The organism is Aquiflexum sp. (assembly GCF_041749095.1).
In the GTDB taxonomy this organism is placed as follows: Bacteria; Bacteroidota; Bacteroidia; order Cytophagales; family Cyclobacteriaceae; genus Aquiflexum.
Map to the genome: position 1 here is coordinate 1 of NZ_JBGTCA010000268.1, position 15,085 is coordinate 15,085.

Below are 15,085 nucleotides of genomic sequence, written 5' to 3' on the forward strand. Positions count from 1 at the left end.
TTTTCTCCTGATGGGAATTCTTTGGTGTTTGTGAGGGGAAACAGCCGAAACCCTGTTGGTGAACCCGCCAATCCGGCCCAATTGCAGGAAAGTACCGATAGGGAAATTCTTTGGGTTGATCTGGGTAAGGGTGAGGTGAAATCATTTTCGGTCGGCTATGCACCGCTTTTTCATCCGGATGGAAAAAAGTTGACTTTTATCAAATCAGGCAAAGTGTATTTGAAAGAATTATCGGGAACTGACGGTGAAGACAAACCTTTATTTTCTGCAAGGGGATCTTTGGGTCAGTTGACCTGGAGTCCTGATGGGAAATTATTAGCCTTTACCAGCAACCGCACAGACCATGCATTTGTGGGTTTGTTTGACCTGGAAAAAGGGACAACCCTCTATCCCGAACCCAGCATGGACCATGATGGGTATCCTGCATGGAGTCAGGATGGGAAAAAACTGGCCTACCTCCGGGTTCCGAATATCAACAACAAATTGCCCTTTACCTCCCTCAAGGAAGCCAATCCCTGGAGCATCCGTGTCCTGGATGTGGCGAGTAGGACAGGCGAAGAAGTATTTCAGGCCGATCGTGGCAAGGGCAGTGTGATGGTCCGCGACCTTCCTGCTACCAGTTCTCGGTTGTGGTGGACTCCCTCAGGTTCGATCGTCTTCCCTTGGGAGAAAAACAATTGGATGCATTTATATGCCGTCAATCCTTCCACCAAAGAAGTCCAACACCTGACACCGGGAGATGGACAGGTGGAATGGGTGGAAAGCAGCTGGGTTCCCGGTGAATTGCTCATCACTTCCAATATCGGGAATATCGACAGGAGAAATATATGGCGCTTGGACCTGTATAGCTATGATCTGGAATTTTTGGGTAAAAAAGATGAAATCCAATGGTCTCCGGTCCGATTGGAAAATGGCTTGGCCTATATTTCATCTACCCACAATCGACCAGCTTGGCCGGTGATTGTTCAATATGGACAAGAGAAGTTATTGGCTGAAAATCTATTCCCGGAGCAATTTCCTGATAACCTCACGATGCCTGAGGCTTTGGTTTTTAAAGCAGCAGACGGTTTTGAAACCTACGGTCAACTTTTCCTACCTCCTGATTACGATGCCAAAAAGAAATATCCTGCCGTGATTTTCCTGCATGGAGGCAGTAGAAGACAAATGCTGTTGGGTTTTAATTATGGGTTGTATTACAGTCATGCTTATGCCATGCAGCAGTTTTTTGCCGCCAATGGCTATATCGCACTTTCCTTGAATTACCGCAGTGGGATTGGCTATGGATTGGATTTCAGGGAAGAGGACAATTATGGTGCCGGCGGAGCAAGTGAGGTGCAGGATGTAATGGCCGCGGCAGATTATCTGGCATCCAGAACCGATGTGGATGCTTCGAAAATTGTTCCTTGGGGCGGAAGTTATGGGGGATTTTTGACAGCCCATGCCCTCTCACAGGCACCCGGTAAGTTTTTGGCAGGGGTGGATATTCATGGAGTACACAATTGGAACAATGACATTGGGGTGTTTGCACCCTGGTACAAGCCCGAGAAATTTCCAGAAATGGCCGAATTGGCTTTCAAGTCTTCCCCTATGTACCATGTTAAAAATTGGAAAGAACCGGTCTTATTGATCCATGGTGATGATGATAGGAATGTACTGTTTTCTGAAAGTGTGGAGTTGCTGGAAGTGTTGAGGAAACAGGGCGTGCATGTAGAGCAGCTGGTCTTCCCGGATGAGGTGCATTCGTTTTTGTTGCACAAAAATTGGGTTGGGGCCTATGAAGCGGCGTTTAGGTTTATTGAGGAGCAGGTTGGGAGGTAAATTTTGAGGTAGTGGTCTTTCAAATTCAACTCCGTTAGAGTTGAAAAGATAAATGCATTTGTCAATTTCAAATCCACACATAGCAATGTGTGGCTAATCGAATTCAACCACCTTGTGGTTGAGGCGGATTGGTTTTTATTGCACCGAAACTGGGTAGCTGCCTATGAGGCGACATTTAGGTATATCCAGAAAAAAATACATGAAGATTAGAAGTTCTAAGGGCTTCATGAATAGGTCTTGAAAGACAATTTCCAAAAATTAAAAAAAATGTGCATATTTAAAAAATTGGCTAATTGACTATTTTAGGGAATAAATGACAAAAACACATAAAAGGATCATCCTCATCGCTATAATTTCTCAATTTAAAATAAAGTTAATCCCCAATTAATTGCCCTGATACAAACAACTGATTATATCGTAAACACAAATGAAAACCCCTTTATTTTTCATTCTTTTTCTCTTAATAACCAAAGTAGCTGCTCAAAGCATTTCAACTGAGGAAATTGTTACTTTAAGCAAAAAGTACCAGGAAAAGGCATTGTATTTTAGGGAAATGCCGCATTTTGACCGTGACAGTACTGTTTATTATTTTGACATGGCTGTTGACTTACTTCAAAACAATAAGCCGCTTCAATATGAACAATTGGCCGAGTTGTTCCGAGATATCACCGACAGGTCCAATCGCTCGCATAATTTTATTATTGTAGATTCTATTGCTCCAATTGGCTGGTCGTATTATGAAAAAATCCCCGACGATCAAAAAGATAAAGTGTTAGGATATGATTTGTTGATCAATTGGGCTTTGATAAAAATAATAAGAGGTGAACCACAACCAGGGCTTGATCTTTTTGTAAAAGCATTGGATCTGCTTAAAGCTGATACCCGAACAGAGGTTCAACTCAAAATTTTGAAAGACAAGGGCAGGTTTTATTATCAATATGGTTTGCCTGAAGAAAAAGAAATAGGAATTCAATATTTAAAAGAGAGTATGATTGCCTATCAAGAATCAGATTATCCGGAAAAAAATGAAGCCCTTGTCATAGCTTACAAACTTCTCTCTTATCATTATGAAAATTCCAACCCTGATTCAACTGAATTTTATTTAAACCAATTAGATGAGCTGTTACCTCAAATCACCAATCCCTTTCACCATACCTGGCATTCTTACTCAATGGGAAACTACCTTGTTTTAAGAAAAAGGTACGAAGAGGCAGAATCCTACCTATTTAAAACCATACAACTATTAGAAAAGTATCACTTGACTACCATTGATGTTTATCAATTTGCGCATTCGCTATTGGGTGATATTGCTGAGGTAGAAGGCCGAATTGATGAAGCAATTGCTTATTATGAAAAAGCCAAGAATTCCTCAATTGAGATAAATACCAAAGCAAATACGGCGAGCTTTATCAAAAAATTATCCAAAATGTATGCGCTCAACAGCGATTACAAGAAGGCTCTTGAATATTATGTTGAATGGGCAGATACCAACGAAAGTATCGAATTGGAAAGAAACGAAAGAAGCCTGCGTGAGAGTGAATTGGAGATGAATGTACTCAAACAAGATAAAGAGCTTATTGCAAAACGGCAACAACAGACTTTTTATATCGTTGCCCTACTACTTGGCACTGTTATGCTCGGACTTCTATATCGCAATTATAGACTGGAACAAAAAAGCAACCAGAAATTGGCGGCACTGAATGAAGAATTAGACCAAAAAAATGTGCTGCTCGATAAACGCAATGCGGAAAATGAATTGCTGTTAAAAGAAATCCACCATCGTGTAAAAAACAACCTTGAGATAGTCAGCAGTTTGTTGGCATTACAATCATCACAGATAGATGACCCCAACACCAAAGATGCGATGCAGGAAGGGCAGAACAGGGTGCAATCCATTGGCATCGTACATCAAAAACTCTATCAGGGCACCAACCTTGGTTCCATTGAAATGAAAGATTATTTTATCAACCTGGGTGAAAGTCTGATCGGATCTTTTGGTGCGGAAAAGCGGGTAACCCTTGAATGTGCCATGGATAACCTTGATGTGGATATTGACACAGCTGTTCCACTTGGGCTAATTGTTAATGAATTGCTGACAAATACGCTTAAATATGCCTTCCCTGAAGGACAGCAGGGCAAAGTTGAAATCACCCTTCAAAAGAATGGGGATGGCGTTCTTCAGTTACAGGTATGCGACAATGGCGTAGGTAAAAGCGGGCAGATCAAAGGCACCGGCTTTGGCGGTCAGTTGATCTCGCTGCTTACCCAGCAATTAAACGGTACAATGCAGGAAGAAGTGAAGAATGGTACCCGGATATATTTTGATTTTAAACCTGAAAAAGCTGCATGATGATGTAACGGATTTATTTCTTTTTGAAGGCAGACTTGATTATATGGGGTAAAATAATGGGTTAAGCTGCTGCCCTAATTTAAATTCAACCCCTATCAGGGTTGAAAAGTATATGCACTCCTTAATTTCATAACCACACATAGCGATGTGTGGCTAATCAAATTCAACCACGTTGTGGTTGAGGAATTTTCGAGAGTCAACCATGAATCTACATGCCTCCTTTCAAATTTTTTAATTCAATTTATATTGTAGATTCCGTAATGGCTTACCAGATTAAATGGGTAATTTCTCAATCTTTCTCCACTTCGATTCCTGAAGGGAATCAATTCGATTAGCCCCACATCACAATGTGGGGTCGATAATTTAATCAATCACCTCTTTTTTCCCAACCCTGAATGGGTTGAATTTGAAAACCCGGCTGGCCAAAATCCAATCACAACAAATATTTCTCATCAAAATCAATCCCATTTTCCTCCAAGATACTTTTGTATTCGTCCAAAAAATCCACCTTTTTATGATGTTCCTGTTGGTTTTTGATGTATTCGATCAGGTTGTTTTTTGAAGCATAATTGATAGAGAATGCCCCATAACCATTTTGCCAACCTTCAAAATGATCAAAAAGACGGTTCATTTTTATCATATCTGAACTGGCCAGCTTGATATCCTTGATCAAGGATGAAACATTAATCATCGGATGAACATGGGTGAATATATGGATGTGGTCTCCCATTCCATTGATCCTGTACAGATGGCAATTTTTGTTTTTTAACAGCCCGGAGATATAGGAAAATAATTCAGGCCGACCTTTTTCATGTAGAGTAGGAGTTCTCTTGTAAGTGGAGAAAATAATGTGGCAAAGGAGTTGTGTGTAAGTACTCATGGTTAAAAGTTTTAGGGTTAAAAATCATTTTTCAGATTGAATTTAAAAAATTGAATTCAAACGTGGGTTATTTTAAACGGATAAGTTGGTAGAGGTCTTTCAAATTCAACCTCCCGATTTTCGGGACAGGCTCTGTCAGGGTTGATAGGGAAAATGGACGCGTTGATTTGTAATCCACACATAGCAATGTGTGGCTAATCGAATTCAACCACTTCGTGGTTGGGTGTCGAATATTGACCAATAATATAAAAACAAATTGTTTGATTCCTTTATTGAACCAAGCACAAATATGGAATCCAAGAAAATTCCTGAAGAGCTTGCCCGCCGTGGCGGGGAATTAATTCGATTAGCCCCACATGACAATGTGGGGTCTTGATTGACACTTATCCCCTAAATTTTTCCCAACTCTGAAGGAGTTAAATTTAAAAACTGCCCGTCTATCAAACTAGAATGCCCTCACAACAAATATTTCTCATCAAACTCAATCCCATTCTCCTCAAAAATCTTTAACCTAGACATACACAGGAGAAACAACCAAAAATTATCAAAATTTACAGTTTTTGGAAGTTTTGATAATTTAATCTGTTTGCTTGATCAAGAGGAAAAATAAGAATTGCAGGCGGTAATCTTCTTCTCTCAAACCGACAGTTCATGTGAAACAAACCTACTCATTGAATATTAGGTCCTAAACAGCAGAGGTAAAATTCCTCTTCGGAAAGAAAACCCGTTCATTGGGGAAGAAATAGTGGCATTTCGTCCTAAGTCGGCCATTTGGCACCATAGATTTTCATATCTTTCTTTAGTTAGCGGAACGAAGACTTTTATTAAACCCCTGCTAATCAGAACCCACAATAAATCTAACAAGGTTAAAACATGAGAAATACATTTTTAATCCTCTTTCTTACCCTTTCTTTGAATGCGTTTGGCCAATCCACTTTCCAATATGACATTGTCTTGGAAGGAGGCAGGGTAATAGACCCTGAAACCGAACTTGATGCCATCAAAAATGTGGGCATAATCAACGGCCGCATAGCGATGATCAGTTCTGATCCTTTGTCGGGAAAAGAAACTGTCAATGTGAGCGGGATGGTGGTTGCCCCCGGTTTTATTGATTTACATGTGCATGGCATGAGCAATGTTGAACAGGAATATCAACTCCATGATGGGGTCACGACGGCTTTGGAACTCGAATGGGGAATCGAACATACAGGTGCTTGGTATGCATCTCGTCAAGGCAATGCGCTGATCCATTATGGTGCGAGTGTTTGTTGGCCATTTGAGCGTATGAAGGCATTGGCAAGTTATCAGGATGGTGTGGATGAACTTTTGGATTTGGTTCAGGAAAAAAAGTATGCTCGTCAATCTTTTTTTCACATTGCCAGTCCTTCCTTTACAGAAGATCTGACATCCGAAGAATCGGATCGAACCCTCACCAATATTAAATCTGCCTTGGGGGAAGGGGCTATCGGAATTGGGGTTCCTATAGGCTACTTACCTGATACAAAGCCAGCTGAAATGTACAGCGTATTTGAATTGGCAGGACAAATAGATGCCTTGATTTACACACATAACAGGCAGCCCAGTATTTTATCCTTGCAGGAAGTGATAGCCGATGCCACCCTCACAGGAGCACCCTTGCACATTGTTCACATTAACAGCATGTCGCTGGGTCAAATTGATTTTGCCTTGAACATGGTCAGTGCTGCTGCCCAAAAAGGCTTTGACATCACCACAGAACTGTATCCATATACCGCCGCTTCTACAGGTTTGATGACAGCGATGTTCAATGAAGGATGGCAGGAAAGATTGGGTATTGATTATGGGGATCTGCAGTTGGTGGCTACAGGGGAACGCCTTACCAAAGAAACCTTTGCAAGACACCGAAGAACCAATCAATATGTAATCATGCACATGATGCAACCCGAATGGATTGCAAGGGGCATTGCCGCACCCGGGGTGATTATCGGATCGGATGGTATGCCTTATAGTAAACTCGCCCATCCCCGTACCGCAGGGACTTTTTCGCGGGTGTTGGGAAAATATGTCAGAGAAGATCAAGTGCTGGACTTAAATACCGCCATTGAAAAGATGACATTGCTTCCTGCAAAGCGACTCGAAGGAATAGCTCCCATGATGCGGTTCAAAGGAAGGATACAAGTGGGTGCCGACGCGGACATCACCGTTTTTGATCCCAATTCGATCATTGATAAAGCGACTTTCGAAGGGGGATTGGAGTTTTCGGAAGGGATAGCGTATGTATTGGTGAACGGAACCTTTGTATTGAAAAATGGGAAGACTGTATCCAATGTTTTCCCGGGACAAGGTGTGTATGGAAGGTTTAAAAAGTAGATTTCAAGACATAAATAAAAATAAGAAACGGGAAAGCCGAAAACCGACTAGAGTAAGCTAACAGAAAAAACAGTTAAAAATGGAACAAACTAGCAATCATCCCAATGCGGGCAACATCATGCAAACTTCAACAGCATTTTGGACCTCCAAGATCCTTTTGAGCGCTGTAAAATTTCAAATTTTTACAACGCTGGCTAAAAACAAAACCATGTCAGGATCTGAAATTAAAACCGATTTAGATTTGAAATGCACTGACCGTCATGTTTTTGATTATTTGGATGCCTTGACCACGTTTGGGTTTTTGAACAGAGAAGGCTTATTGGACACAGCAAAATATTCCAACACCATCGACACTGACTTTTTCCTGGACAAAAACAAACCCTCCTACATTGGTGGCATGTTGGAAATGCTGAACAACCGCCTATATGGTTTTTGGGGGAACTTGGAAGAAGCACTTTTGACCGGAATGCTGCAAAATGAAGCAAAAAATGGGGAGAATCTTTTTGATGCTATATATGCTGATGAAGATAGATTGAAAGAATTTACCAATGCCATGAGTGGTATTCAAATGGGCAACTTTATACACCTTGCCCAAACCTTTGATTTTTCTAAATACAAGACACTGGTCGATATCGGTGGCTCGGGCGGAACATTGTCTATCATGGTTGCCAAACACCAACCGCATATGAATTGTATTTCATGGGATCTACCATCCTTGGCTCCAATTTCTAACAATACCATTGAGAACTCTCACCTGCAAGACCGGGTAAAAGCAATCAGTGGTGATTTTTTCAAAGACCAATTTCCCAAAGCTGATGTCATAACGATGGGAAATATATTGCACGACTGGGATGAGGAAACCAAGTTGATGCTAATGAAGAAAGCTTATGAAGCGTTGCCTGATGGCGGGGTATTTATAGCCATTGAAAATGTCATTGATGACGAAAGGAAGAAAAATGCTCTAGGCTTAATGATGAGTCTGAATATGCTCATAGAAACCGGGACAGGCTTTGACTACACATTTGCAGACTTCAAAAATTGGGCGAAAACCATCGGTTTTAAATCAACATCAATACTTCCTTTGACCGGACCCACAAGTGCTGTTATAGCTTACAAATAATACTTCTACATTGTTAGGGATGTAAAAGTCTAAACAATTCATATTTAACATTTTAAATCAAATGATCATAAATCGGTACTGGATGAAAAAATATAAATATGGTTCTGTTGAGAGTATGGCGATCAATTACCTATTTCAAGATACAGGCATTTAGAATTTCACAACCAATTCCTGTAGTTATCAAAGATTATTAAAATGAATAATTTCATACGGATTTCTTCAGTCATCTTCATACTTGGACTGACATTTACGTCAATTCACTGTACTAATAAACCTGACCATGGTTCTGAGGAACACATTAGACAGGCTACCTCAATGATTGATGAAGCCTATCTGGTCAACGCAGACAATACACCTGAAAATTGGGTGACCTATGGGAAAAACTATGCAGAAGATCGATTCAGTTCCCTTACACAAATCAATAAAGATAATGTTGGGAAACTCGGTTTGGCTTGGGCGTTGAATCTGGAGACAACGCGGGGTATTGAAACCACCCCGTTGGTAGTAGACGGGATTATGTTCCTCTCTGGTCCATGGAGCAAAGTGTTTGCAGTGAATGCCTTAACCGGAAAGATGATTTGGACTTATGATCCGGAAGTGCCCGGAAAAGTCGGAAAGAATCTTTGCTGCGATGTGGTAAACAGGGGATTGGCCTTATATAAGGGTCGGGTCTTCGTGGGAACTTTAGACGGCCGCTTGATTTCACTTTATGCAGCTACCGGCAAACCTGTGTGGGAAATACATACCGTGGACACCACTAAAGCATACTCTATTACAGGTGCTCCAAGAATTGTCAAGGGGAATGTGATCATTGGAAATGGTGGTGCAGAGTTTGGTGTAAGGGGTTATATCACTGCTTACGATGCCCTGACCGGTGAGCAGCAATGGCGATTTTATACCGTACCCGGTGACCCCTCAAAACCTTTCGAATCCAAAGCTATGGAAATGGCAGCCAAAACCTGGTCCGGCGAGTGGTGGAAATATGGTGGAGGTGGCACTGCATGGGACGCGATGGCTTTCGATCCCGAACTCAATTTATTTTATGTGGGCACGGGCAACGGTGCGCCGTGGGACTGGTTTCACAGGAGTGACGGAAAAGGGGACAATCTTTTCCTTTCCTCAATTGTAGCACTCAATCCCGACAATGGAGAATATGTATGGCATTATCAAACCACACCGGGAGATGATTGGGATTATACCGCCACACAACATCTTCTGCTTTCCGACATGGAATTGGGGGGTCAGAAAAGAAAGGTCATCATGCAGGCGCCAAAAAACGGGTTTTTCTATGTGCTGGACCGACAAACCGGAAAGTTGATTTCAGCTGAGCCTTATACCTATATGAACTGGGCGACCGGTGTGGATAAAATTACAGGGCGACCTGTTGAGACAGATTTTAGCAGGTATAAAAATGAAAACAGGGTGATCTCTCCCGGGCCTGCAGGCGGACATAATTGGCAACCGATGGCCTTTAATCCCACAACTGGGTTAGTGTATTTCCCGGCTCACGTGAATTCATTTCCTTATGGTAATGATTCCATCTGGACATTCAAGGAGAACAGCCGGAATATTTCTACGCCCATTGCCCATCTTACAACGGTCACGGATCCGAATAGTCCGTCCAACATGAATCAGGGACAATTGCTGGCTTGGAATCCCCGAACACAAAAGGAAGAATGGCGGGTGGATTATCCGGCAACCTATTGGAATGGTGGTGTGATGGCCACAGCCGGAGGACTTGTGTTTCAGGGAACGGGTGAGGGTAAATTTATAGCTTACGATGCAGAGGATGGAAAAAAGCTATGGGAAACCAATGTCGGTTCCGGGGTAATCGCATCTCCGATAACCTATATGGTCAATGGTAAACAGTATGTATCCATTGTGGTAGGCTGGGGAGGTAATCCAGGTATATGGGTCAGGTTTACAGAGGAAAATTATCCAGGAACTATCTTCACCTTCGCCATAGATGCCAACGAACCGTATGCTGGATTTTATAAGACCAAACCTAAAGAACTCATTCAACTTCCTGTTTCCGCTACTTCGGAAGAAATTTCTAATGGACAATTGTTGTATACAGCCAATTGCCGCACTTGTCATGGTAAGATGGGAGATAACGGTGGCTCTATTCCCAATTTGGCCTATTCAAGTGAAGGCATCTTTGGGATTATGGAGGATATTGTGTTAAAAGGAATGTTTCTCAACAAAGGGATGCCGGATTTTTCGGATCGCCTCACCCAAAAAGAAGTCCATGAAATCAAGAATTACATACTACATGCCGCAAACGAGTTGCGATCAAAGTAGCCCTATATAATTGACCATTGATTGTAAATTATAATCCGAAAATGGAATCGAAAAAAAATAAAGGCATAGATCGCCGGGAATTTATTGGGATAAGTGCAAAAGGTGCCGCAGGAATAGGCCTGACATCTCTTTCTGTTCTTCCAGGTTGTTCGGATAGCGTAACAGCTAAAACAGTTTTTGGCGCCTGCTATCATGATTGTCCGGACCGTTGCAGTTGGACGGTAAGTACTGTCGGTAATAAGGTAACGGATTTTCAAGCGAACAAAAACGATCCCTATACGGCGGGTAAGCTTTGCATTAAGATGGTCAGCTTTCCCAATGATGTAACTTTACATCCTGACCGGATTTTATCACCATTAAAAAGAAGTGGACCAAAAGGAAGCGGTGAATTTGTAAAAATCAGTTGGGAACAATCCATCAGTGAAGTAGCCGCTAAACTTAAAGATATTATTGACCAAAAGGGGGGAGAAGCAATTCTTCCATATAGTTTTGGCGGTAATCAGGGATTGGTTCAGGGAGAAGCCATTTCCGGTAAATTCTTCGCTCATATAGGCGCCAGTCAATTAGAGAGAACAATATGTGGAAATGCTGCTGTCGAAGGTGTATTGGCTACGAACGGTCAAACAACCGGCGTGTTGCCAGAAGATATTATTCACAGCAGATTCATCATATTATGGGGCACCAATCCTGTTCTTTCCAATCAACATTTATGGCCTTTTATCAAAGAGGCAAAAAACAATGGTGCAACAATCGTTACGGTAGATCCATTTCAGTCGAAAACTTCGGAGGAATCTGATTGGCATATTCAGCCGCGCCCGGGAACAGATACGGCCCTTGCATTGGGTTTGATGCATGTCATTTTAGCGGAGAACCTTCGGGATCAGGAATACATCGATAATTACACTTTAGGCATAACCCAGTTAGAAGCGCATGTGCAAAAATATGATCCGGAAACGGTTGCTCAAATCACAGGTCTGGAAAAGGAAACCATCATTGCGCTAGCCAAAGCATATGCCACAGCTTCGCCTTCACTGATTCGTGTGCTGATTGGTATGGAGCATCAGGTCAACGGAGCAAGTGCCTTTAGAGCAGTGTCAATGTTACCGGCTTTAACAGGTGCATGGCGCCATTTCGGAGGTGGATTGATGCATATGACTTATGAACTTTTTGGCGAGGCACTTAATTGGCAAAGCATAAACCTCCCTGCTGCACTGGCCAATCCAAAAACCCGATCGATCAATATGGTTGAATTGGGAAAGGCGTTGAACAACAGGGAATTAAATCCCGGTATCGATGCCCTGTTTGTTTATAATTCTAATCCCGCAGTCACTACACCCAATCAGAATTTAGTCCGTAAAGGTCTGGAAAGAAATGACCTGCTCACTGTCGTATCGGAACATTTCCTGACAGATACGGCCCGTTATGCTGATTATGTATTTCCGGCAACCAGTGTTCTTGAAAATTGGGATATCCTCGATTCTTGGGGAACGCCCTATTTGAATATCAATGAACCTGCGATTGAGCCGATAGGGGAATCAAAGCCCAATTCAGAACTGTTCAGACTACTGGCCCGGGAAATGGAATTCAAAGAGGCATACTTTTACGAATCGGATATCGATATTGTAAAAAAGACCCTTGATAGCAATCATGAATATATGAAGGGCATTTCCTTTACGTCGCTAAGGAAAAAAGGTGGGCAAAAGCTAAACCTTCCTGCGAAGTGGATGCCCCATGCAGAAGGAAATTTCAAAACCAGCTCTGGAAAGTGCCATTTTTATGATCCTAACCTGGAACAAGCGCTTCCGGAGTATATTCCATTCAAATACAGTGATGAAGAAATAAAGCAATACCCATTGCATTTATTGACCATCAAGACCCCTGAAAATTTCCTGAACAGTAGCCATGCCAACGTAGATCATATCCTTAAGCAAGAGGGTAAATTTTATTTGGAAGTCAATCCTAAGGATGCTGCCATGCGGCAAATTGCTGATGGCGATGAGCTCAAAGTGTTTAACCAAAGAGGTAGGGTGTTCATAACAGCACGCATTAGCAATAAAGTAAAGCAAGGAGTAGTCTGCATGCCACAAGGATTCTGGCCTTCATTAATAAAAGGAGGATCTTCCGCCAATGCATTAACAAACGACCTGTTGACTGATATGGGTAGAGGCGGTGCTATTCAAGATGCAAAAGTAGAGGTTGAGAAAGTGTAATAGAGAAAACCATCAACAAGTGATATGAGGAATAGCTTGCTTATGTCAGCCACGATTCATTCACAAACCTTTTGGTAAATTGTTAAGACCAAACGTGGAGAGAAGATCCATTGAAATAAATAGAACTTTAATACATATTAAAATGAATCGTAGAAAATTTATCAAGAGTTCAACCCTCACTGCTATTGGCGTTTCAGCTTTTGGAAAAATATGAAGAAATTAAAGTTTTAAAATACAAGGATTAACCAAATAAGGCAAACCCGCAAGGTCCTTGATAAAAAACAATTTAACTTAAACAACTAGAACAATTATTATGGAACGCAGGACCTTTATCAAAAACTCATCACTTACCGTTCTCAGCATCAGTGCGTTTGGCAGTCTAAGCTGGAATGGGGAAAAATTTGAAGGTGACACTCCCACAACCACTGATATACTGGGACCTTTTTACAGACCGGGAGCGCCATTGCGCACCAATCTCAGGCTTGCCGATTCAAATGGGACGCCGATTGTTTTAAAAGGAATCATTTTTAAGGAGGACGGAAAAACTCCTGTTAACGATGCCATGGTTGAAATCTGGCATTGCGATGAACATCAAGTCTATGATAATGCGTCAGACGAATACAACTATCGCGGCGGACAAATAACAAAATCCGATGGGAAATATGGGTTTAAATCTATTTTGCCGGTTCCCTATAAAGCTAACCCCACCGATGAATCATCTTGGCGACCTGCACACATACACATGCGTGTATCGGTACCAAATCAACAAGACTTGATAACACAACTTTATTTTAAAGGAGGCAAATATGTGGAGACCGACCAATGGGCCTCTGCACCTCAGGCAGTAAACAGAATATTGGATCTTACCGAAGATAGTATTGGCGAACTATTGATTGTATTTAATGTCACCATGAGTAAAGAAATTCCACTCGATACAGCGGTGTATAAAAAAATTACAGGTCTATATCAGATGGAAGACAATACCAAGGTTGAGTTTATTAAGAACGATGACCTGTTGTTTATGAAACGCAATGGTCAATTGGTGGCATCATTAAAGTATATGGGCAACAATAATTTTGAAGGGGGAATAGGATTTCCGAAAGTCAGTTTTGAATTATTGGCGGATGGTGGTTCTAAAGCAGTTATTACCCAACCCACCAAGACGGACACTGGCGTAAAATTTTTAAAGTATAATGAGTAAAAAAATGGAAACATGACAAAGGTAGGCATCACCGGAGGTTCAGGGTATATTGGAAGGTATAACACTCAAAAGTTCTTAAATGAAGGAGCGAATAATAGAATCAGTATAAATCGATAATCAGGAATTAAAAAATAACCTTTAAATAAATGGGCAATTTAGATTCCTACCAACAGACTGACATTCAAAGACGAAAGTTTATTGAGTGGATTGGTTTGTCCAGCTTAGCCTTCGCCTTTCCCATGATACCGCTTTCGGAATGCCAAACAAGTCCTGACAAAGCCGAGGAAATACCTGACTTTAAAAATGTCTTTGACTTGGAAGTATTATCCAGAAAAGTCATGGGGGACGATGCCATTGAATACCTCAATGGAGGGGCTGATGATTTGAAAACAGTAAAGGCCAACCTTGAAGGTTATAATAAAATCCAAATCCGGGCGCGTAGATTGATTGATGTCAGTATTACTTCTACAAAGGTTGATCTGTTTGGGCAAACGCTTGAGACACCGATTATTTTGAGTCCGGTTGGGTTTCAAAAATTCTTCCATAAAGATGGAGAGGTAGCAACAGCAAAAGCGGCGGCTTCCAGAAAACATCAGCTTATTGTCTCTACCGTGTCAAACTATTCAGTTTCCGAAGTGGCATCTGCTTACGGTCCCAATCTGTGGTTTCAATTATATCCAACTCCTGACCGAAAAATCACCAAAATCCTTCTTGAGAAAGCGGAACAGGCGGGATGTCCGGTCTGTGTATTGACTGTAGATACTCCGGTAGTCGGAAATCGGGAGACGAGTGTAACGACGCTTTTTAGTTTAATCGAGGCAGGCGAACTCAAAATGGGGAACCTGGAAGGAATCCT

Annotated in this window: 9 protein-coding genes; 8 read left to right on the forward strand and 1 reads right to left on the reverse strand. The window is 41.7% G+C overall.

The window, feature by feature from the left end:
* Together ACEW8O_RS12610 and ACEW8O_RS12615 are read left to right on the forward strand one after the other, a co-directional pair.
* On the forward strand, window positions 1–1,818 hold a 1,818-nt coding region (locus ACEW8O_RS12610; RefSeq protein ID WP_373494983.1), incomplete at its 5' end, for a prolyl oligopeptidase family serine peptidase.
* A 427-nt stretch (window positions 1,819–2,245) separates the two neighbouring features.
* Window positions 2,246–4,168: a histidine kinase dimerization/phosphoacceptor domain -containing protein gene (locus tag ACEW8O_RS12615; protein WP_373494984.1), complete on the forward strand. Its 1,923-nt coding sequence runs from the start codon at window positions 2,246–2,248 to the stop codon at window positions 4,166–4,168.
* Window positions 4,169–4,601: 433 nt separating this feature from the next.
* Here the strand turns inward: ACEW8O_RS12615 and tnpA are convergent, their stop codons facing one another.
* Complete coding sequence (tnpA, locus tag ACEW8O_RS12620; RefSeq protein ID WP_373494985.1) at window positions 4,602–5,048, reverse strand: IS200/IS605 family transposase; 447 nt, start codon at window positions 5,046–5,048, stop codon at window positions 4,602–4,604.
* A gap of 873 nt (window positions 5,049–5,921) precedes the next feature.
* On the opposite strand from tnpA, the gene ACEW8O_RS12625 reads away from it, so the two are divergent.
* From ACEW8O_RS12625 to ACEW8O_RS12650, 6 genes are all read left to right on the forward strand, one after another.
* Window positions 5,922–7,397, forward strand: a complete 1,476-nt coding sequence (locus ACEW8O_RS12625; protein WP_373494986.1) for an amidohydrolase family protein — start codon at window positions 5,922–5,924, stop codon at window positions 7,395–7,397.
* A 79-nt stretch (window positions 7,398–7,476) separates the two neighbouring features.
* Window positions 7,477–8,517, forward strand: a complete 1,041-nt coding sequence (locus tag ACEW8O_RS12630) for a methyltransferase (RefSeq protein WP_373494987.1) — start codon at window positions 7,477–7,479, stop codon at window positions 8,515–8,517.
* A 195-nt stretch (window positions 8,518–8,712) separates the two neighbouring features.
* Entirely contained in the window at window positions 8,713–10,818 is a 2,106-nt protein-coding gene (locus ACEW8O_RS12635) for a PQQ-dependent dehydrogenase, methanol/ethanol family (protein ID WP_373494988.1), read from the forward strand.
* Window positions 10,819–10,859: 41 nt separating this feature from the next.
* Complete coding sequence (locus ACEW8O_RS12640) at window positions 10,860–13,028, forward strand: molybdopterin-dependent oxidoreductase (RefSeq protein WP_373494989.1); 2,169 nt, start codon at window positions 10,860–10,862, stop codon at window positions 13,026–13,028.
* A 313-nt stretch (window positions 13,029–13,341) separates the two neighbouring features.
* Window positions 13,342–14,229, forward strand: coding sequence for a catechol 1,2-dioxygenase (locus ACEW8O_RS12645; RefSeq protein ID WP_373494990.1), 888 nt, complete (start codon window positions 13,342–13,344; stop codon window positions 14,227–14,229).
* A 146-nt stretch (window positions 14,230–14,375) separates the two neighbouring features.
* Window positions 14,376–15,085 (forward strand): alpha-hydroxy acid oxidase (locus ACEW8O_RS12650; RefSeq protein ID WP_373494991.1); only part of this gene is annotated, 710 nt, incomplete at its 3' end.